Below are 21,630 nucleotides of genomic sequence, written 5' to 3' on the forward strand. Positions count from 1 at the left end.
CAGCTCTCTTTGAAATTTTTTTCGGTGAAAAAATTTCATCCATAAAGTCAGGCTGTATTTCCTTAAGGGGCAGTAGTACTTATTCTATGCCCTGCCACACCACATATCCGTTTCCTCTGCAGCTGGTTCTTCAATGCGGTAGGACGGCTCCACTTTAGGGGGAAACAGACGGGGGCGGCGGATGGTTTTTGGCTAATATTTGTGATGTGCACGGGGCGGAACTGCTTTGTTCCTACTACACGTACGAGAATGAGGCTAAAGCTCATTCTCTGGATTCTTGCTTATTTTGGAGGGTAGAATCCTGAGGGGGCCTCTGACAGGTTGATCATGATGTTTTTCATCTGTGTATAGTGTTCCAGGATTACTTTATGTGTCTCACGGCCTATGCCTGATGCTTTGTATCCTCCAAATGGAGCGCCCTCGGGAATTGCGTTGTATGTGTTTACCCACATACGGCCGGTTTCTATTGCACGGGATACCCGGATGGCCCTGTTGATGTCGCGTGTCCATACAGCGCCTCCCAGACCGTAGTCATTGTCGTTGGCCATTGCTATTACTTCTTCTTCGTCTTTGAACTTGATAATGCATGCTACTGGTCCGAAGATTTCTTCTCTTGCTACACGCATGTTGTTGGTTACATTGACAAGCAGTGTTGGTTTCATGAAACAGCCTTTGGCCAGTTCTTCTTCCGATGCCCTCTCGCCGCCGCATGCTGCTACAGCGCCCTCCTGCCTGCCGATTTCGACATAGCTCAGGATTTTCTGTATCTGGGCCTCGTTGATCTGGGAACCCATTTGGGTTTCTGCTTCCCAAGGTAAGCCAACTTTGATCTGGTTGAATGCTTTCACCGCCTCTTCTACAAATCTGTCATAAATTCCTTCCTGTACGAATACACGGGAACCTGCACAGCATACTTGACCCTGGTTAAAGAGGATGCCCAGCTGAAGTCCGTCCATGGCCATATCCCATTTGCAGTCATCGAAGAAGATGTTGGCCGATTTGCCTCCCAGTTCCAGTGTGGATGGAATCAGGCGTTCTGCCGCTGCACATGCCACGCTGCAGCCGATTTCCGTGGAACCGGTAAACGCCAGTTTTCTGAATCCCGGATGATCCAGTATGTATTGCCCGGATTTTGAACCCGCGCCGGTGATCACGTTAAATACGCCCGCCGGAATTACATCCTGCACCAGCCTGGCAAATTCCAGTACGCTTAGCGATGTGGAGCTGGATGGTTTAAATACCGTACAGCATCCGCTGGCAAGAACCGGAGCCAGTTTCCAGGCAGCCATTAAAAACGGGAAGTTCCACGGAACGATCTGTCCAACCACACCGATCGGCTCTCTCAGAATCAGACTGAGTGTATCCTCGCCCAGCATAACCGCGCTGCCCTCTTCCGCCATAATACAGCCGGCAAAATAACGGAAATGACTGGCTGCATAAGGGATATCGATTGCCATTGTCTCGCGGATCGGCTTCCCATTGTCCACGGATTCCACCATTGCCAGAAATTCGGCGTTCTTGTCTATGATGTCTGCGATCTGATTTAAGATTGCGGCACGCTCATTGACGCTTGTCTTTTTCCAGCTCTCAAATGCCGCCCACGCCGCATTTACCGCCTCATCCACATCTTCTTTTGTCGCCTGTGCACAGGATGCTAGGACTTTTCCGTTCGCCGGACATGTGGAGGTAAACACCGCACCGTCGGAAGCATCCTTCCACTGGCCGTTAATAAAAAGCTGATAGTTCTCCTGCAATTCTACATGACTCATATGTTTCTCCTTTCATATCTTCAAAAATAAACACTCCTGTTGCCTGCTCCAATATCTATGATTATTATAGCACAAAATATTCCTATTTCAATTATTTTTCAGATTATTTTAATATATACTTTTTATTATGTAATATATAGCAATAATGTTTGTGTTTTAACAAACAATTATACTTATCATAAAAAATCATGTAAACAGATTTAAGAAGAGATCACATTAATATAAAAATCAGAGCAGTCCGCTGCTGCTCTGATTTTTTAATACTATTCATAATTATGTGTTTTTCTGCTCTTCTATTCGCTCTGCCAGATCATTTAAGTATACCCACCGCTCCATCTTTTCTTCCAGTTCTGTCTCTGCCCGGCTTTTCTGAGCCATCAGTTCATTTAACCTCCCGGAATTAGTAGCATTTGCCATAATGTCGGCATCCAGCGACTCTATCTTCTCTTCCAGCGCCGCGATATCCTCATCAATGGATTCGAATTCTTTCTGTTCCTTATAGGAAAACTTTAATTTTGACGGGCGGTTCTGCTTCCACTCTTTGTATGCCTGGTTCTTATCTTCCTGCTCTTTCCCAGATGTATTATGGTCTGTTTCCGCCGCCCCCTTATTCTTTTTCGCCTCCAGGTAATCTGTGTAGCCTCCCTCATATTGTACCAAATGTCCGTTTTCAAAGGCAAAGATGCGGTCAGCCACATTGTCCAGGAAATATCGGTCATGGGATACTGTGATCACTATCCCGGGAAATGAATTCAGATAATCTTCCAGAATCGTCAGTGTGGGGATATCCAGGGAATTTCCAGGTTCATCCAGGCAGAGCGTATTAATGCCGGAGCACAGAATTTTCAGCAGATACAGCCTTCGCTTCTCCCCGCCGGATAATTTACCAATGGGTGCATACTGCATATCAGGAGTAAATAAAAAACGCTCCAGCATCTGAGACGCACTAATCCGCCCTTCTCTGGTCGGAATATATTCTGCGATCTCTTTCACAAAATCAATCACCCTCAGGCCATCATCCATGTCCTGTTCTTCCTGTGCAAAATAACCGATCTTAACGGTTTCTCCGATTTCAATGCTCCCTGTATCGGGTTCGATCAGACCTGCAATTATCTTAATTAAGGTTGATTTTCCGCAGCCGTTTTCACCGATAATCCCGATCCTCTGATTCTTCAGAAAAATATAGTCAAAATCCTCGATAAGTTTCCTGTCCCCAAAACCTTTACTGATATGATGAAGTTCAATCGTTTTCTTCCCCATCCTGGTTTCCATGGATTCCAGTTCCACCGTCTGGTCCTGAACCGGAACCGTACCGCTTTTCAAAGCCTCCAGGCGCTCCAGACGTGCCCTTTGCTTCGTGCTTCTCGCCCGGCAGCCGCGTCTGGCCCATTCCAGTTCCACGCGCAGCACGCTCTGGCGTTTTCTTTCGCTCGCCAGCTCCATCTCCTCACGCTGGGCTTTCATCTCCAGAAAACCGGTATAATTCGCGTCATATCCGAACAGATTTCCATGGCTGATCTCCAAAATTTTATTCGTTACCTTATCCAGAAAATATCTGTCATGAGTTACCATAATCACAACACCCCGGTAGCGTTTCAGATAATCTTCCAGCCAGTTCACGGTCTCTTCATCCAAGTGGTTGGTCGGCTCGTCAAGAAGAAGGATATCCGCCTCGGAAACAAGCGCACGCGCAAGAGCCACCCGTTTTTTCTGACCACCAGAAAGAGGCCCGATAACGGCTTCATGATCTGTGACGCCAAGGCTGTTCAAAATACTTTTAGCCTCATTATCTGCATCCCATTCCTCCTGCTTCTTCCCAGAGCTCACATAGGACAGCACGGTTGCCCCTTCCGGAAACTCCTGATCCTGCCGCAAATAATTCATTTTCAAGCCGTTCTGCTTAACAACCTGCCCCTCATCCGGCTCTTCGAGGCCGGCAATAATTTTAAGCAATGTTGTTTTTCCTGTCCCGTTAATTCCAATAATCCCAATTTTATCTCCATCATGTACCCCATACGATACATCATCAAATATAACCTTATCTCCAAATATCTTACTTATATGCTCTATATTCAAAACATTCATCAGACTCAGCACCCCCTTTCGACCTAATAATCATAAGGGATTTTCCAAAATCCGTCAATAAACTTTTTGGGATGCTGCGCCAACATGCTAAATCCATAAGAATCGCTTTCATTTCCGCTAAAAAGCACGGCCTCCACCGTGCTATTTATCTATACTTCTCTGATAAAATTCGTAGAATACTCCAGTTCCGTCTTTGGAAGCACAATCCCCGCCTGCTTACCAGCCGCAAAGCACTTCACCATCCAGGCCATATTCCTTCCTATATTACGCATTGTCTGCAGTCCCTCTTCGTCTTTCATGACATCCTCCGGTTTCTGCCCGTGCACCATATTCCAATAAGTAGATCCAACCGTGGGCATCTGCGCAATCCCAAAATACTTCTGGATTGCGTCCAGTGAGGCCGTTGTGCCACCCCGCCGCGCGGATACAATAGCTGCCCCCGGCTTATACTTAAATGCCCTGCAGCGTTCATCGCTGCTATTCCCATAAAATGCCCTGTCCAAAAACGAAAGACTCCGTCCGCTCGGATGCGCATAATAAACCGGAGATCCAAATACAAACCCGTCCGCCTCATAGGCCTTTTCCACAAACTCATTCACTCCATCGTCCGTAAAAACACATTTTCCATCCCTGCACTTGCCGCACCCAAGACAGTCCCTGACCGGTTTCGCCCCAATCTGAAAAATCTCATAATCCAAGCCCTCATCCAAAAGCACCCTTCCGATCTCCTCCAAAGCCGTGTATGTACATCCCTTCAAGTTACAGCTTCCATTCAGCATCAAAACCTTCATAAATCTTACCTCCTAAACCAACGTTTTACCATAATTATATCAGCACCCCAGCCCATAAACAAGAATCTCCCTTGCAAAGCTACCGGCGCGAACAGCCCCGCTCCCTTCCCTAAACCATCACGTTCCACCGAGCAATTCAATAAGCCTCCACCGCTTATCCCCCCTCCCAAAGAAAATCCTATCCCTACCGCCCGGATGCACCAGCTTTAAAACCGGGAAGCCTGGCACCTGGCGGGAGCATATATGCCATTTTAAAAGTCCTATAGTTACCGTTAGAATCCCTTAAGGAAAAAACATAGAAAATGGTGGGCAGAATTTGACGTCTCACGTCAAATTCTGAAGCGGCCTAAGACCCGAAATTATCAAATTTCGGGTTGCATGCCGCTGGACCACCATTTTCTATGTTTTTTCCTTTAGGGATTCTTACGGCAACGGAGCGGATTTTTAAAATGGCATATATGCTCCCGCCAGGTGCCAGGCTTCCCGGTTTTAAAGCGTCCCCCTCTCTACAAAGATTCCATAATTTTCTGAAGCCCCTGTGCCGACTCACTCAAAGCTTCTCTCTCCTGTGCATTCAGAGGTATCTCTATAATATCCTCCGCCCCATTTCTCCCTACCACAGTAGGCAGGCCAATGCAGACGTGATTGAGGCCGTAATGTCCCTGTGCCAGGCTGGAGACTGTCATAATGGAATGCTCATCACGCACCAGCGCCTGAGCGATTCTTTTTACCGCCATCGCGACAGCATAGAAAGTAGAGCCTTTTCTGTCTATAATCTCATAAGCGCTGTCGCGGACTTCTTCGTATATTTCATTGAGCTGAAGACTGGCGCGGGTTCGCCCGTGCTGGCGGCAGTATTCGTCTACAGGAAGGCCCGCCACTGTTGCGCTGCTCCAGACTGCAAGCTCGCTGTCGCCGTGTTCCCCGATCATCCAGGCATGGATATTCCGGTAATCCAAATTGAACTTCTTGCCCAGAAGATATTTAAGTCTTGCGGTATCCAGCACGGTTCCGCTTCCGATTACCCGGCTGGCCGGAAAACCGGACAGCTTCAGCGCCAGACTGGTTAGGATATCTACCGGATTTGTCACAATCAGCAAGATACACTCGGAATTGTATTTTACAATTTCCGGAATGATCTGTCTGAAAACCTTTGCATTTTTTGCGGAGATATCCAGCCTTGTCTCACCCGGCATCTGATTGGCACCTGCCGTCACCACGACCAGATATGCATCTTTAAGATCCTCGTAATCTCCGGCATAGATATCAGAGGGGACGGTAAACGGAATACCGTGCCCGATGTCCAGGGCCTCTCCTTCCGCTTTGCGTTTGTCAATATCGATCAGGACCATTTCATTGAACAACCCGCTTTCTACCAATGTATATGCGGTTGTGGCGCCTACGCCGCCGCATCCGATAATTCCACATTTTTGAACATTCATTCTTCTTCATTTCCTTTCTGTTTTCTGTTATTATTTCCCATCACCTATATTTTGTATTCCCCTATTGACAAATATATATTTAGGGTATACTGTATATATAAACATATACAGTATATATACAGTATGATTCACAGTCAGGAGGATCGCAATGGACAATCTGCTTGAAATCAAAAATCTGAACAAAGCAATTGGAAGTTTAAAGCTCACAGATATTAATCTCACACTGGAACCTGGATATATCATGGGACTGATCGGCAGGAACGGTGCAGGAAAAACCTCTCTGATCAAGACAATCCTGCGCCTCTATCAGAAAGACAGCGGGGAAGTCTTCATCAACGGGCATTCCATGGACACCCAGGAGCGCCAGGCAAAGGATGACATTGGCTTCGTGCTGGATGAATCACCCTTTGAAGACAATCTTACCGTTGAAACAAACGGGAAATCTTTCGGTTCCCTGTATTCCCGGTATGACCATGCACTGTTTCTGAAGTTCTGCAGCAGATTTGAGATAGCCCCCGGGCAGAAGGCCGGAAAGCTTTCCAAAGGACAGAAGACCCGGTTTCAGCTGGCCTTTGCCCTCTCCCATGATGCAAAGCTTTTCCTGATGGATGAACCCTCTGCGGGGCTGGATCCGCTGTTTCGCAGAGAACTGCTTGGTTACATGCAGGACATCGTTGAGAACGGCACACGCAGCATTCTGTTTTCCACCCACCTAACCTCCGATTTAGATCAGATTGGAGATTATATCGCCCTTATGGATAACGGCAGTCTCTGCCTCCAGCTGGATAAAGAGGAACTAAATGATAGATTTTATATCGCATATGGTACCCGGGAACAGATTGAACACCTTTTTGGCGCCAATGTGATCTGCCGTCTCCACGAAGCCTACAGAAGTTCCCTGCTGATCGAATATCCGCGGGAAGGACAGCTGCTGGGACTTGAAACAGCAAGGCCGACACTGGAGGATTTGATGTATTATCTTAGCAAAGGGGGTTTTATCAAATGATCCGGATTATTTTAAATGATCTGTGGCTGGATGTTAAGAGAAACTTTTTAACCTTTATTCTGTACTTTATCGTATACGCTGTGATTACAATTCTGGGCGTACAGATTACACTGGTTCAGTTTTTGAGGGATCTCCAGACTTCCGGCAAGGATTACAGTACTGAGATACTTGCCGCCATGGAGTCCTCCCCAACGCTCCAGGCATCTGCCGTATCGATCACCGCTGTTGCAACAATCCTGTTTTTATGGCTGGTTTTGAGAAAAATGCCGATCCGGCTTGCCATGCCTCTTTACGTCTGTGCAGTGGGCGAAAAGGAAAAAATGCATTATCTCCGCCTTCACCTTGTCGTAAAAGTCATCTTTAGCCTGCTGCTCACCATCCTGGTACAGCTGTTTATGTCCGGACGTTTCTTTCTCTCCGGCGGCTGGATGGAGATCGTTGTCCAGCTTGGGTTATGGTTTTTCCTGATTCTGGCGCTGAACCTGCGCACAGACCCGGGAAACCGGAAAGAGGCGCTGGAGGCAGCGCCTGATATGGTCACTGAAAAAAGCGAGGAAGTCATGGCAGGAGTTTACTGGTTTGCACTGCTGATCGTAGAAAACATTGTATTCTATACCCTCGCCGTTACACACATAGCATGGAACCACTGGATATTCCTTGTATGGATGCTGCTCTTTGCAGTCAATGCCCTGATTGCCGTGCGGTGCAGTTCCCCTATCCTGTCCTATATGCTCTCCTATGAGAAAATGTACTATCCTCTTCCGGATAAAAAGGAGTGAGCCCTTTGAATATATTTATAAAAGAAGATTCCAGCCTGCCTATATATGAACAGATCGTGCAGGCCGTTAAAAATTCCATATTAAACGGAGAACTGCTCCCCGGCAGCATGCTTCCCTCCATCCGTTCTCTTGCCAGAGACCTGGGGATCAGCGTCATTACTACAAAACGTGCCTATGAAGACCTGGAGGCCGGGGGCCTGATCTACTCCCAGCAGGGAAAAGGATTCTTTGTAAAAGAACCTGACAGGGAAGCACTTCGGGAAGAACAGCTGAAACGTCTTGAGGGCGCTATGGCAGAATGCGTCAAAGAAGGGCGGCGTCTTGATTTGACCTGCGCCCAGTTTCAGGATATGATACAGATTCTTTGGGAAGGAAGTGAGGATTCAGATGACAGTATTTGAGTGTGCAAATATTAATAAAACATATAAGAACTTTGCCCTAAAAGATATCTCCTTCCGGCTGGAGAGCGGGTATCTTACGGCACTCATCGGACCGAACGGATCAGGCAAGACTACACTGTTCCAATGTATTTCCGGGGCAGCCCGCAATTTCACGGGAGATGCTTCTATTGATGGGATTTCGCTGCACAGCGAGCCGGAAAAGTATAAGGAGAAGATCGGGTTTGTGTCCGAGACACTATCCTTTTATTTGGAAAGCTCTATATTGGAAAACGGACATCTTCTGGGGACATTTTTCTCTGACTGGTCCATGGAAGACTATTATACCTATCTGGATAAGATGGAACTCCCCCCTTCAAAGCTGCTTTATCAGCTGTCCAAGGGGGAAATGATGAAGATGCAGTTCTGTTTCGCCATGGCCCACCGTCCGCGCTTTTTGCTCCTGGATGAGCCTATGGCCGGTTTTGATCCGGTATTCCGTAGGGATTTTCTTGCCATGATGCAGGATATTCTGAACAAAAATATCGGCATCCTGCTTTCCACGCATATCACAGAAGATCTGGACAAATTGGCCGATTATGTCCTTGTGCTTAAGGATGGAAAGCTGGTACAGAATAACACTCGTGAAGTCCTGGAGGATCAGCACCGGAACACTGCCCCAAAAAGAAAAGAGCCGGATGCCTCGTTTGAGAGATTTCACATCCGTGATTTATTATCCTGACATGAAGAAGGAGGACTACGGTATGAACCTTTATCAAAAAGAAAAAGCTCGCATCCGCATCGGTTATCACTATTTTATCATGGCAGCCTGCATGTACTTCTTTTTCATGCAGGTTCAGAGCGAAACATCACTGCAGATCAGCGCCATGAATGCCGGATTAGGTGTCGGGGATAGTGTGATTCTGGCGCCGGATTCACCGGTGTCGTTTAGCCACTCCGCATTCTGGATCGGAATTGTGCTGGAAATGTTCTATCTGAATCACCGTTTATTCTGGATCCGCGAGAGGGGGCGCTTAGCATTTCTTCTCAGAAAATATGATACCCTTCCGGTTTCCAGACGTGATCTCTATATAGCAAAAGCAAAAGTTATGCTGAAAGCTTACGCTATTTATCTGATCGCTTTCCTGATCATTTATTATGAAATTATCTTATCGAACTATTTATCAAATGCCCTATGGCTGGAACCGATCCCCGGGATACTGCTCTGCTTTGTCCTCGGATTTCTCATAATCCTGGCGCTGCTTGGCATGGACTGGCTGCAGGATCGGCGCACAGGCAGCTGACAGGATTTTTATTAAGCCTTTTTCGAACCCTTTGATTGATAAAGAGGAGGCCGGCGATGCATCCCCATGCACCGCCGGCCTCCTCCCTTTTATATCAGTCTGCTCTTCTTCCATACTCCTGAAAAATAAAATCCCAGGGACAATGCGGTTCCGATCAGCCAGCCAACGGGCCAGGACAGCCAGATCCCCGTAGACTGCCATATTCCCGAGAATACAAAGGCGAGCACAACACGCAGGATAAGGTCTGAAAAAGTGGCCGCCATGAATGCCTTCATTGCCCCCGCCCCTCTCAGAATACCGTCTGAGACTAATTTTAAGGATATGATCATGTAGAACGGCGAAACAATCTTTAGAAATTCCACGCCTACATCCGCGGCCTGTTCTCCTCCTTCACTCATAAACAACTGTACGATAGGCCTTCCCCCAAAAAAGAAAAGCAGAAACACAGGAACGGCCACGCTCATAACCATGACCACCCCCGAGCGGAATCCCTTTGCCACACGTTCCGTTTTCTGTGCCCCCATATTCTGCGCCGTAAAGCTGGACAAACCATTTCCCAGCGTTGTAAAAGACGTGATTGCAAAGGTATTGATCTTCATTCCTGCAGAATACCCGGCTACCACCGCAGAACCATAACTGTTGATCAACCCCTGTACAAACAGATTTCCAACGGAGATAAAGCTCTGCTGCAGGATGCTTGGTATAGAAATCTCCATGATCTTTTTCAGCATAGAACCGGAAAACAGCTTGTATTTTGGGCTTTCCACTGCCTTCAGGCGCTTCCTTAATGTAAGAAATGCCAGTAATGAGGACAGCCCCTGTGCCAGAAATGTAGCCCACGCCACTCCGCTTACGCCCATATGAAAATTGATCACAAACACCAGATCCAGAACGATATTCCCCAGCGAAGAAGCAATCAGAAAGTACAGCGGCGTCCTGGAATCGCCCAGGGCGGTAAACACTCCTGTGCAGATATTATACAGAAACAGGAAGATCAGCCCACCTATGTATATGTTAAGATAGAGTGCCGAATCGCCGAAAATATCTCCCGGAGTCTTTAAGAGAACCATCAGCGGCCTGCTGAATATGAGCCCCAAAACGGTCAGCAGGACGCTGATTCCCAGGACAGTCAGCAGCGAAGTGCTGACAGCGCTTTTCATCTGTTTATATTCTTTTGCCCCAAAATACAAGGAAATGACGACAGAGCACCCAATATTAAGCCCGGTCGCAACTGCCATAAATATCATAGTAATCGGATAAGATGCCCCGACCGCAGCCAGTGCATTCACACCAACAAACTTTCCTGCAACAATACTGTCTACTATATTATACATCTGCTGGAACATGACGCTTACCAGCATCGGAATCGTAAATTTCCAGAGAACCCCTGATGGCTTTCCTACTGTCATATCTGTTATCATAAAGTATCACTCCCGTCTTTCGTATCATGTATTAGTACATCGTATCATAATTAACTGCCACATAAGCTAACCTTATTTTACGTTGTACTAGTTGGCGCCGCAACATTTTCCATTCTACCACTTTTGGAAAAAATATGAAAGATTTCTTAGAACTTTATGAATTTTTGATGTTACCACTTGAGTATACATAAAAAAAGTTATACAATGACCACCAGTAATATTGACATTTGAGGAGGATCTGCATGAGCAATGCAAAGAAGAACAGCACATTCTTTGATGACGATTTTGAAGTGACATATGAAGAAGATGTCCCTATCACATATAGCTTTGATACCAAACAGACAACAAATAAATTATCCGATGCGACCGTAGTACTGGATGCCCCGGATTACCGAAGTGTGTCCGGAGTATGCTCCAAACAGCCTTCCAAGAATACGGAAGGAATATATAAAAACCGGTATGAAGACAGCTATGACGGCAGAGACGGCGGATATACTGATGAATACGATTCTGAAGACTTCGATGTGGAGTACTTTGACAGCGATGATTACGAAGACGATGATTATGACATAGATGACGGCTATGGCCGCCGCTCCCGCAGTGATTACAGGGATAATGATTATATCGATGAGGGTTACGGCAGGCGTTCACGCAATGATTATATGGATGATGATTATGACAGCCGCACGCGCGGAGGCTACAGGGATGCTCCCCGGCGGCGCAGAAAAAATGCAGGCCCGAACGTATCCCGTCTGCTCTCTCCTGTCAAAAAAACGGCGAAATACGGAACAAAAGGGATCTATCGTGTTGCCCGTTCCGTAGTCAGGATTGTATCCCTGCTTATAACTGCCGGAACTTTTGGCGTACTCGCCTATAATTTCTGGCGCGGTGCTGCACCTTACGGCGATCCACAAACCATCCTTACAGAAAAAAACTACGCCCTGGCCGCCTACGCGGCTGTTGCCGCTGTTTTTCTTCTGTTTGAACTGATCGCTCTGTTCTGGTCCATGACAAAGATGCGGATCCGTGAAGGACGGAAAGTATACAAAGAAGATACAGGCAGAGGCCTGTTCTCTTTTATCTTCATTTATATTGCATCCTACCTTTCGTTCCTGCTGTGCTCATTTTTACCGGACACCTTAGGTTCCCTGGAAGTCCTGAACGGAATAAAAGGAGCCCTGGACGTATTCGGCTCCCTTCATAATATACTGCTCGGCCTGTGTCTCGCAGGTGTAATCTCCTGTCTCGTACGCAGACATATGAATTAACAAAATTTAAAAATATCCTCAAATCAGCATTTCCTTAATTTTATATACTAACATAAAATGTCCATTACTATTGCCTGCAGTTTTCTACCCACTGCCCCCTGGTAAGATAATGGACATTTGAACGTTCGGTATAGTTTACAATACGGTCAAAGTAAACCGGCTGACCGGCTGAAAACAAAAAGCTGCCCTCCGCCCCTATTCCTTAATAATCAAAGCCATAAACACGAGATCTTCAAGCCCCGTATTCAGCAGCCCATGTCCGCAGTTATCCGGTGTATAGGTTACGTCCCCTGCCTTTACCGCCCGGCTGTTCCCATTATCATCGTACATTCCTTCTCCCGAGAGAATATAATAAGTCTCGCTCTCCCCGTGATGTTCGTGGTATCCGAGAGTACATCCAGGCTCCAGTGTTACTTCTGCATATAGTCCGCATTTTCCGTTTAGTTCTGTTTCTCCGAGAATATGTTTGATTATTACGTGCCCTTCTCCTCCGCACATATTCTCTACTCTTTCAGTCTTCATAATAAATGTCTCCTCCATCCTGTTTTATGCCTCTTCCTGACAGCATCATTTTAACACCTTGCGCCGGCTGCTGCAATGCAGACTTTTTATTTATAAGATACGCCTCTGCTTTCTTAATCTGGTTCAGCCCTATTATTCTCTGTACTTATTTCATCTCTTTCTTCCCAAATCTGGTGACGGCCAGGGCAAGCGTCAGCAGGAAAACCAGAACCGCGCACGGCAGGAAGGGAAATATGGGAAATGCAGTCTCTGATGTCCGCACTGTAAAGGTGTGAATCGAGCAGGACACAAGGTATCCGCTGTAACAGTATGGATAGGCTATCCAAAGCGGCGTGTTGGCGGCCAAAACCCCTGGAATTACAAGCAGCAGATTCAGTCCAACGCTGAGAATTGGTTTCTCAAATAGTACCGTAATGGCCCACATAGCCGCAATGGAGGGGAGCATGGTGAGAAACAGCCCCGTACACCATTTCAGCAGATAGAGGATCGGCATCGTTTCTATAATCCCTGTTGTACGCACGGCAATCTGTCCGGCTGCCGCAAAAACTACAAGGAAAACCACCATTTCCATAAAAAGATAAAACACCAGCACAAGAAATTTTGCGAAAGACAGTGTATGCCGTCCGACAGGCAGTGCCAGCATTTTTAAAATTCCATTGTTCTGCACTTCCCGCCCCCCAATCATGACACAGACAACAATCATGGAAAAAGGCAGCAGATAGTAGGCATAGACAAGCGCACTCTGCATGAACATCGCAGGCCATGCATTCGTATACTCTGGTGTGAAATAGCTGCTTAAATTAGCGATCCCCGATGCCACCACCAGCAGAGGGGCTATAAAAATCAGGGGAATCATTTTTGAACGTTTTACCTTCATAAACTCGATTTTGAGCAGTTCCCAAAAATTCATTTGCACATTCCTCCTTACTCATATCGCAGTACTTTTGTCATCCATATTCCGATCCCAAGAAAAAGCAGTGTCTCAGCCGAGGCGGCAAGCAGCACCGTGATATCCGGTTCGGCGCTCATAGCAACTGCAGGCTTCAGCATTACCACAAATGGATGAATCATCAGCAGCTTCGATTTTCCATTTGCCAAAGCCATCCCACTCAGAAAACCGGCTACTCCCGCCCCCAGTGTAATCCACATATTTTCAAAGCGGGATGATATTAGTACCATTAATGCCAGTACCGGCATAGATGTGATAAATGAATATGCGGCAAATCGTATCAGTATAAACAATTCGAAAGTACCCTGCGGCAGCTCTGTCATCCCGATCCGCATAAGCGCCAGATTCTGCAGCACAATTGCTGCCAAAATCAGGGCTGTTAAAATAAAGAATTTACTCAAATACATACCAGGAACGTTCACTGGCAGCATATACATCTTTTTAACGGCACCGCCTTTAAACTCCATGTTATAAATCATGCAGGCAGCCACAACGATACCAAACATGTTTAAGACCATAAGCATACCGTAAAGCTGGGTCAACAGAACATCCATTGGCTTCAGGGGCAGGTTCAGCAGTGTGTCTTTTCTCACTAAAAAGTTAGCAAAAGCATAGAGCGCACCCAGGGCGCCCACTGCCAGCAGCACGGGAATTACACCGGTTCGTTTTTCTTTCCGGAGTTCAATTGCCAGCATTTTCATAGCTTTGCCCTCTTCTTTCTGAACGCATTGTCCTTCTCTATCATTGCAAGGAACATCTCCTCAAGATTCTCTGCGGCATATCCGGCCTGCAGCGCGCTCTGTTTCAAATCATCCAGACTTCCTTCAAATAAAAGGCGTCCATGATTAAGAATCCCTATATCATCCGCTATTAATTCGATTTCAGACAGCATATGGGATGAAATCAGGATTGTACAGTCGTAGAGCTCGGGAAGTGATCTGATCAGATTGCGGATTTCATGTATGCCGGATGGATCAAGGCCATTGGTCGGCTCATCTAAAATGAGAATCGGCGGCCTGCCAAGAAGTGCGCCTGCAAGCCCAAGCCGCTGTTTCATCCCCAGCGAATATTTTTTGGCCAGACGGTCGCCGAATTCCTTCAGGCCTACCAGTTCCAGTGCGTCCTCTACCGCTTTTTTTGGCAGTTCCAAAATCCGCCTGATAATATCCAGGTTTTCGCGGCCCGTCAGATTGGCATAGAAAGAAGGCGACTCGATGAGGGAACCGGTTTGTTTCAGAATCTCCAGACGATCCTCCGGAAAATGTTTTCCGGCGATGCTGAAGCTCCCGCCTGTCGGCGCGGTCAACCCCAGCAGCATTTTCATAGTTGTGGACTTGCCTGCACCGTTCGGGCCGAGGAATCCGTAAATGGTACCCTTCTGAATGTGAAGCGAGACATGATTGACGGCGGTAAACTTTTTGTAACTTTTCGTCAGCTGGTCCGTTGTAATAATATAATCCATAGAAACATCTCCTTTCGATATCTCTATGGTATCGCGTTATCCTGACATTAACTTTATTGCAACCTTACAGTTATCTTACATTTTGAATGTCTTAAACTCTGGCGATTAATTCTCTTCTTGTTTACCTTTCGCAATACTTCGCTTGTGGCGAATTGTCTTTCTAATAGGTAATGATGAGGATTATTACAATTCCAAAATAAAAACTGCACCAACCGTGAAAAGTTGATGCAGTCCTCATAATCATTTATCTCAATCCAATTTTTAGAACTTGCCTTCTTTTGCAGCCTCCTCAATGCTGACTGCAACAGCCACCGTCATTCCGACCATCGGATTATTCCCTGCCCCGATCAGTCCCATCATCTCAACGTGAGCCGGTACGGAAGAGGATCCTGCAAACTGAGCGTCAGAGTGCATACGTCCCAGAGTATCTGTCATACCGTAGGAAGCCGGGCCTGCAGCCATGTTGTCCGGGTGAAGTGTACGTCCTGTACCACCGCCTGATGCTACGGAGAAATACTTCTTTCCCTGCTCGATACATTCCTTTTTGTATGTACCAGCAACCGGATGCTGGAAGCGGGTCGGGTTAGTAGAGTTACCTGTGATAGATACGTCTACGCCTTCTTTGTGCATGATTGCAACGCCTTCACGTACATCGTTTGCGCCGTAGCAGTTAACTTTTGCACGGAGACCTTCTGAATATGCAGTTCTCTGAACTTCTTTGAGTTCTCCTGTATAGTAATCATATTCTGTCTGAACATATGTGAATCCGTTGATTCTGGAAATAACCTTTGCAGCATCTTTTCCAAGACCGTTCAGGATAACACGCAGAGGTTTCTGGCGAACTTTGTTTGCTTTCTCAGCAATACCGATTGCGCCTTCTGCTGCTGCGAAAGATTCGTGTCCTGCCAGGAATGCGAAGCAGTCTGTATCTTCTTCCAGAAGCATCTTTCCTAAGTTACCGTGGCCAAGACCTACCTTACGCTGATCTGCTACAGAACCCGGGATACAGAAAGACTGAAGTCCTTCACCGATTGCTGCCGCTGCGTCAGCTGCTGTCTTACATCCATTTTTGATTGCGATTGCTGCACCTACGATGTATGCCCAGCATGCGTTCTCAAAACAGATTGGCTGGATTCCTTTTACCTGATTGTAAACATCAAGACCGGCATCCTTTGTAATCTTTTCTGCCTCTTCAATAGAAGCAATGCCATAGCTATTTAATACTTCATTGATTTTATCAATTCTTCTTTCATATGATTCAAATAAAGCCATTTAATTGTCCTCCTGATTTATTCTAACGTTACCTATATGACACTTAGCTAAGCGCAATACATGGACAAAAACCATGCGGCGCTACGTGCCTTCACTCCACAGTTACTGTCAGCTTCTATATATGCATTAAACTGCCGATAACTGCGGCACTCGCTTCGCCTGTGCAGACTACTCTTTACGTGGGTCGATGATCTTCACAGCATCAGCAACACGTCCGTACTGGCCTTTTGCTTTTTCCCATGCATCGTTCGGTGTATCGCCTGCTTTGATAAAGTCTGTTAACTTACCAAGGCTTACAAACTGGTAACCGATAATTTCATCATTTTCATCCAGAGCGATTCCTGTTACATAGCCTTCAGCCATCTCCAGGTAACGAGGACCTTTTGCAAGTGTTCCGTACATTGTACCAACCTGAGAACGGAGTCCTTTTCCTAAGTCTTCCAGACCAGCGCCGATCGGAAGTCCGTCTTCTGAGAACGCACTCTGTGTTCTTCCGTAAACGATCTGTAAGAAAAGTTCTCTCATTGCTGTATTGATAGCATCACAGACAAGGTCTGTGTTAAGTGCTTCTAAAATAGTTTTTCCCGGGAGAATCTCAGATGCCATAGCTGCTGAATGTGTCATTCCTGAACATCCGATCGTCTCAACTAAAGCTTCCTGAATGATACCATCTTTAACATTTAAAGTCAGTTTACATGTACCCTGCTGAGGCGCACACCAGCCTATACCGTGTGTCAAACCAGAAATATCTTTAATCTCTTTAGCCTGTACCCATTTTGCTTCTTCCGGAATTGGAGCTGGTCCGTGATTTGTACCCTGGGCTACCGGACACATCATTTCTACTTCATGTGAATAAATCATGTTAAAACTCCTTTCAAATATGTATGATTTTCATCCTATATGCGCTTGATATTTATTTAACGCCATATATGTCATATTTTCGCATAATTTTCAACTTTCGTCAATTGTAAGATTCTACAAGTTTAGCGGAAGATGGACGCATTTTTCAGACAACATTTGCTCTGCATCAGTAATCAAATGAAGCTCTACGCCCTCATATATAATCAAAGAGGACGAAGAGCTTCCTTCTTCTGCGGCAGGTACCCAAGATCATCACTTCATCGGCTCCGATGCCGTGCAGCGTGGTGCACGGCACGGTCTGCACAGTAACCCCTGAAGTTCTCTTTTATCTGTCTAACCGGTATACCTTAAAGCATCAATCGGCCGTTTCTTTGCCGCTTTATTTGCCGGATAAATTCCGAATATCACCCCGATCCCCATGGAAAACGCAATAGCTATCCACACCACACTGACTGACAGCCTATATACCGTATCACTGTCTCCTGCCGCAGAAATAATCTGCAATATGCCCCATGACAGCAGGATTCCTATTATGCATCCAAGCAGGCTGAGCATCAGCGCTTCTATGAGAAACTGCAGCATAATCGTCCCCCTGTCCGCGCCGATCGCCTTGCGAATCCCGATTTCCCGGGTTCTTTCTGTTACCGATACGAGCATAATATTCATAATGCCAATCCCTCCTACGAGAAGCGATATTGCAGCAATCCCACCAAGCAGAAGTGCCAGTGTATTATTCACACTTTCCATTGCCTCCATAATTGTTGACTGGTTCACAATTGTAAATGCATCCTCATCCTGGCTGAACCGTTCCATCATAGCCTCTGTCAGAACAGCTTCTGCGTGATCCAGCGTATCTTCTCTGGAGGCGGATACACAAAATGAGGTGATATTCGATGATACGTCTTCCGTCAAACGGATCAAAGACGTATACGGAATATAGGCCTCATAGTTTTGAATTGTGGTCGAATCGCTGTCTCTGGCGGCGAGCACGCCGATAATCTCATAGGCCACGCCGTTCAGGCTGACCGTTTCGCCAACCACGTTCATTCTGCCCATTACATCCGTCGCAAGTCCTGCATTGATAACTGCCACGTTCGTATGGTTTTCTACATCCGTATTCTTCAGAAATCTGCCCGCATACAGCTCTAAGTCCTGTATATCGGCATACGCCCCTGTTGTGCCGTATATGCTGGCAGTTTCTTCTGAATAAGTACTGGAAGCCGTAACACTGCTCTGCGCCACCGGCGCCGCTTCCCGGATCTCTTCGTCCTCCGCCAGATCCGCAACATCCGCGAGTTTCATGGGATTGCCTTTGTCATCCTTTACCGATACTGTCAGAAGATTACTGCCCATGCTGGAAATCTGGCTGCTCACAGATTCCGTTGTACCACTGACCAGAGAAACCAGTACGACCAGAGAAATCACTCCTATGATAATCCCCAGCATGGTCAGAAAGGAGCGCATTTTATTGGAGGAAATGGACTTCCATGCCATTTTCATTGACTGTACTGTCATCGTGCCACCTCCCTGATCTTCCCATCCAGTATATGGACACTCCGGTCTGCCTGACTAGCTATGGAATCGTCATGCGTGATCAGGACAATGGTACTGCCCTGCCTGTGCAGGTCATGAAACAGTTCCATTATCTCTTTTCCGGTTGCAGAATCCAGATTGCCGGTCGGCTCATCGGCCAGGAAAAGAGACGGTCTGGATGCAATTGCCCTGGCAATGGCAACTCTCTGCTGCTGTCCCCCGGAGAGTTCGTTAGGTTTATGTCTGCCGCGGCCCGTAAGACGAACCTTTTCAAGAGCCTGTGCCACCCGCTCTTTCCGCTCTTCTCTGGGAATCTTCTGATAGATCAGCGGCAGTTCTATATTTTCTGCCGCCGTCATATTACCAATCAGGTTAAAGCTCTGGAAAATGAATCCGATCTTTCGGTTTCTGATTTTTGCCAGCTCTGTCTCCGTATACTCCTCGATCGGCTGTCCGTCCAGCAGATACTGTCCGCTGTCTGCCATATCGAGACAGCCGATAATATTCATCATGGTCGATTTCCCGCTCCCGGATGGGCCTATGATACTGACAAATTCCCCTTCCCCGACGCGCATACTGGCATGGTCCAGCGCATAAACCTCAGACTCACCGATTTGGTATACTTTCGACACATCATTTAACACAATCATATTTTAGTCCCTCCGCTATTCTGAAAAATCGAAACCGTCGGGACCGCCCTCAGGCATGCCTCCCTCCGGCATGCCGCCTGACGGCATTCCTCCACCGGGCACATCCTGTCCGAAGCCGCCCATCATATCCTGGGACATATCAAAGCCGCTGTCTGAACCATCTGCTTTCAGGTAATACACGATGTCACCGCTTTTGAGGCCGCTGATAATTTCCACCTGGCTACCGTCGGAAAGACCTGTCTCAACCCCTGTCTCTCCGGTCGGATTTCCGTCTTCATCCGTGCCTGTATAGACAAAAGTACGATTTCCCTTCTCCTGAAGAGCGTTTATGGGAATGAGAACCGCATCCTCAGATTCATCAATCTGAATTGTTGCAGAAACACTCATACCAAGCTTCATGTCATCCGTCTTTTTCATCGTGATTTCCACCGGATATTTAGCGCTGCTGCTCCCGCTGGAGGCCGTAGCAGAGACTTTCGTTATCGTTCCCTCGAATTCCTGGTTTTCCAGCGCATCTAATGTAATGACAGCCGTCTGTCCCTTTTCAACAGATAGAATATCCAGTTCGTCTACATTGATCGATACGACCGCCTCATCAGGACTTGCTATGGAAAAAGCTGCCGCCTCATAGACACTGTAATCGGATGATGAAGTTCCGTCTGAAGAACTGCCGCCGGAGCTTCCTGAATCATTAGAAGCTGCCGCCGTGCTCTGGCCGGTTCCTGCTGTAACGCCTCCCCCAGTTACCGTGCTTCCTCCGCTTGCCGGACTTCCTCCGCTTAACGCATTCCCTCCGTCTGCGGCATCGTCTGAAGTGCTGCCTCCGTTCTGATCAGTCCCGTTATTATCTGATGGCTGGTCTGACCCTGATTGTGCAGCGTCTTTATCCGCTGCGGTCTTTGCAAATTCCGCCTTGATTTTTAGAATACTGTTACCGGCATCATCCGCAAGCACCTCGCCTGACACGTCCGCACCTTGTATTTCCGGCAGGATATTCGCCGAAAAAACATATCCCTCTTTCGCTGTCAGCTTTATGGTTGCAGTATACACCGTTTTCTCCAGGAAGGTTTCCGTTGAACAATTCCATGAAATGGTTCCGGTATACTGATCCGTTGACGGAATTTCTGTCTGCGGCTTTTCTCCGGTGACAGGAGCTGACACCTTTACAGCGCAGGACTCAATACGGATCGCCTCCTGGCTGTTTATATCCTCGTTGCTATCCGCTGCGCCGCTTTCATCTTCGTCTGCTGCGCTGACTGCCGCAGGAGCATCTGTACCGGCCTGATCAGCAGCTTCAGGCTCAGATTGTGTAATATCCGCTGTAAGATACACCATATTCACCTGGCTGCCGGATGCCGTCCCGGACATGTTCATATTTTTACTCCCCGACGATGTCCCGGCTGAGGAGCTGCTCCCCGATGCCGAAGCCGATGAACTGCTGGTTCCTGACGCCGAACCGGCGGTGTTCCCCGAAGACTGTGTGACCACTGTGTCCGCTGTAACATGGATGCTGCTGATTGTACCAGCACAGGACGCGGTAATGACTTTTGATTCCAGAAGCGTGTTCAGCGTGTCCTGAGCTTCTTTCAATTCCGCAAGCTGCCCGTTCAACACCTTAGATTCCAGATATTCCGTTGTACCGGCGGTCTGTGCCTCATCAGACAGATTATTGATCTCTTCTTCTACGCTTTCGATACTTTCCTTCACCTCCAGCAGCTGGCTGGCGATGGATGCCTCATCCAGGGCAGCCAGCTCCTGTCCCTCTTTCACCGTTTCGCCGCTCTCTACCAGCACTTCTTTTACTTTAATGCCTACAGGCACCGCTACATCAGTGGCTGATCCTTCCGCCAGTGTTCCCGTGCCAACCACAGTCGTACTGATGCTGCCCGTGGATGCTGTGGCCGACTGCACGCTCATCCCGGCGGCCTTGTTTTCTGATGCCTGATTGCGGAATAAAAGTCCCGCCACAATAACTGTTATTAATCCAACAGACAATATCCCTGCCCAAAATGTTTTTTTCTTTCTTAATCTTTTGAATCTGCCTGATTTTTGAATGCCTTCAATACAGGTCGGCAGCTTTTTCTCTTTATTTTGATTCTCCATCTTTTCCTCCTGTCAGTCCGCTCCTCATATTTTCCA

At 47.1% G+C, this 21,630-nt stretch carries 20 protein-coding genes; 6 read left to right on the forward strand and 14 right to left on the reverse strand.

The annotated features are described in order from the left end of the window. Nucleotides 1-281 precede the first annotated feature (281 nt). The 4 genes from BN1938_RS21445 to BN1938_RS21460 all read right to left on the reverse strand — a co-directional run bounded on the left by BN1938_RS21445 (nucleotide 282) and on the right by BN1938_RS21460 (nucleotide 6,087). Nucleotides 282-1,769, reverse strand: a complete 1,488-nt coding sequence (locus BN1938_RS21445) for an aldehyde dehydrogenase family protein (RefSeq protein WP_050642435.1) — start codon at nucleotides 1,767-1,769, stop codon at nucleotides 282-284. Between the two features lie 273 nt (nucleotides 1,770-2,042). Then, nucleotides 2,043-3,854 (reverse strand): ABC-F family ATP-binding cassette domain-containing protein, encoded by a 1,812-nt coding sequence (locus tag BN1938_RS21450; RefSeq protein WP_050642436.1) that lies wholly within the window; start codon nucleotides 3,852-3,854, stop codon nucleotides 2,043-2,045. A gap of 149 nt (nucleotides 3,855-4,003) precedes the next feature. After that, nucleotides 4,004-4,645, reverse strand: a complete 642-nt coding sequence (locus tag BN1938_RS21455) for a flavodoxin family protein (RefSeq protein WP_050642437.1) — start codon at nucleotides 4,643-4,645, stop codon at nucleotides 4,004-4,006. Between the two features lie 506 nt (nucleotides 4,646-5,151). Then, nucleotides 5,152-6,087, reverse strand: a complete 936-nt coding sequence (locus BN1938_RS21460) for an L-lactate dehydrogenase (protein WP_050642438.1) — start codon at nucleotides 6,085-6,087, stop codon at nucleotides 5,152-5,154. A 148-nt stretch (nucleotides 6,088-6,235) separates the two neighbouring features. Between BN1938_RS21460 and BN1938_RS21465 the strand changes: the two genes are divergently transcribed. Genes BN1938_RS21465 through BN1938_RS21485 form a run of 5 tightly spaced genes read left to right on the forward strand, consistent with a single transcriptional unit; the run spans nucleotide 6,236 to nucleotide 9,553 of the window. Beyond that, nucleotides 6,236-7,093 (forward strand): ABC transporter ATP-binding protein, encoded by an 858-nt coding sequence (locus BN1938_RS21465; protein WP_050642439.1) that lies wholly within the window; start codon nucleotides 6,236-6,238, stop codon nucleotides 7,091-7,093. Beyond that, nucleotides 7,090-7,872, forward strand: a complete 783-nt coding sequence (locus BN1938_RS21470) for a hypothetical protein (protein WP_050642440.1) — start codon at nucleotides 7,090-7,092, stop codon at nucleotides 7,870-7,872. Before BN1938_RS21465 ends, BN1938_RS21470 begins: the two co-directional genes overlap by 4 nt. After that, a complete protein-coding gene (locus BN1938_RS21475; RefSeq protein ID WP_242843901.1) occupies nucleotides 7,869-8,273 on the forward strand; it encodes a GntR family transcriptional regulator in 405 nt (134 codons plus the stop codon). The genes BN1938_RS21470 and BN1938_RS21475 overlap by 4 nt, the downstream gene beginning before the upstream one ends. After that, on the forward strand, nucleotides 8,260-8,991 hold the full coding sequence (locus BN1938_RS21480) for an ABC transporter ATP-binding protein (RefSeq protein ID WP_154253315.1): 732 nt from the start codon (nucleotides 8,260-8,262) through the stop codon (nucleotides 8,989-8,991). The genes BN1938_RS21475 and BN1938_RS21480 overlap by 14 nt, the downstream gene beginning before the upstream one ends. Nucleotides 8,992-9,013: 22 nt before the next feature. Beyond that, complete coding sequence (locus tag BN1938_RS21485) at nucleotides 9,014-9,553, forward strand: hypothetical protein (RefSeq protein ID WP_050642443.1); 540 nt, start codon at nucleotides 9,014-9,016, stop codon at nucleotides 9,551-9,553. 89 nt (nucleotides 9,554-9,642) lie between these two features. On the opposite strand, the gene BN1938_RS21490 is transcribed toward BN1938_RS21485, so the two are convergent. Next, a complete protein-coding gene (locus BN1938_RS21490) occupies nucleotides 9,643-10,974 on the reverse strand; it encodes an MATE family efflux transporter (protein WP_050642444.1) in 1,332 nt (443 codons plus the stop codon). Nucleotides 10,975-11,216: 242 nt separating this feature from the next. Between BN1938_RS21490 and BN1938_RS21495 the strand changes: the two genes are divergently transcribed. Continuing rightward, nucleotides 11,217-12,242 carry an ATP-dependent RNA helicase gene (locus BN1938_RS21495; protein ID WP_242843902.1) on the forward strand — a complete coding sequence of 342 codons (1,026 nt, stop codon included), beginning with the start codon at nucleotides 11,217-11,219 and terminating at the stop codon, nucleotides 12,240-12,242. A 195-nt stretch (nucleotides 12,243-12,437) separates the two neighbouring features. Here BN1938_RS21495 and BN1938_RS21500 read toward each other — a convergent pair whose 3' ends face one another. The 9 genes from BN1938_RS21500 to BN1938_RS21540 form a co-directional block, all read right to left on the reverse strand. Next, nucleotides 12,438-12,764, reverse strand: coding sequence for a cupin domain-containing protein (locus BN1938_RS21500; protein WP_050642801.1), 327 nt, complete (start codon nucleotides 12,762-12,764; stop codon nucleotides 12,438-12,440). A gap of 145 nt (nucleotides 12,765-12,909) precedes the next feature. Further along, complete coding sequence (locus BN1938_RS21505; protein WP_050642445.1) at nucleotides 12,910-13,674, reverse strand: ABC transporter permease; 765 nt, start codon at nucleotides 13,672-13,674, stop codon at nucleotides 12,910-12,912. Between the two features lie 14 nt (nucleotides 13,675-13,688). Further along, complete coding sequence (locus BN1938_RS21510) at nucleotides 13,689-14,414, reverse strand: ABC transporter permease (protein ID WP_050642446.1); 726 nt, start codon at nucleotides 14,412-14,414, stop codon at nucleotides 13,689-13,691. Further along, nucleotides 14,411-15,175 carry an ABC transporter ATP-binding protein gene (locus BN1938_RS21515; protein WP_050642447.1) on the reverse strand — a complete coding sequence of 255 codons (765 nt, stop codon included), beginning with the start codon at nucleotides 15,173-15,175 and terminating at the stop codon, nucleotides 14,411-14,413. The genes BN1938_RS21510 and BN1938_RS21515 overlap by 4 nt, the downstream gene beginning before the upstream one ends. 261 nt (nucleotides 15,176-15,436) lie before the next feature. Further along, on the reverse strand, nucleotides 15,437-16,447 hold the full coding sequence (locus tag BN1938_RS21520; RefSeq protein ID WP_050642448.1) for a GGGtGRT protein: 1,011 nt from the start codon (nucleotides 16,445-16,447) through the stop codon (nucleotides 15,437-15,439). A gap of 168 nt (nucleotides 16,448-16,615) precedes the next feature. Continuing rightward, nucleotides 16,616-17,308 (reverse strand): iron-sulfur cluster assembly scaffold protein, encoded by a 693-nt coding sequence (locus BN1938_RS21525; protein ID WP_009005633.1) that lies wholly within the window; start codon nucleotides 17,306-17,308, stop codon nucleotides 16,616-16,618. A gap of 333 nt (nucleotides 17,309-17,641) precedes the next feature. Continuing rightward, entirely contained in the window at nucleotides 17,642-18,823 is a 1,182-nt protein-coding gene (locus BN1938_RS21530) for an ABC transporter permease (RefSeq protein WP_050642449.1), read from the reverse strand. After that, complete coding sequence (locus BN1938_RS21535; RefSeq protein ID WP_050642450.1) at nucleotides 18,820-19,491, reverse strand: ABC transporter ATP-binding protein; 672 nt, start codon at nucleotides 19,489-19,491, stop codon at nucleotides 18,820-18,822. Before BN1938_RS21535 ends, BN1938_RS21530 begins: the two co-directional genes overlap by 4 nt. 15 nt (nucleotides 19,492-19,506) lie before the next feature. Beyond that, a complete protein-coding gene (locus BN1938_RS21540) occupies nucleotides 19,507-21,594 on the reverse strand; it encodes a permuted SH3 domain-containing protein (protein ID WP_050642451.1) in 2,088 nt (695 codons plus the stop codon). Nucleotides 21,595-21,630 lie beyond the last annotated feature (36 nt).

The sequence above is a fragment of the Eubacterium sp. SB2 genome (genome assembly GCF_001244405.1).
GTDB lineage: Bacteria > Bacillota > Clostridia > Lachnospirales > Lachnospiraceae > Faecalicatena > Faecalicatena contortus_B.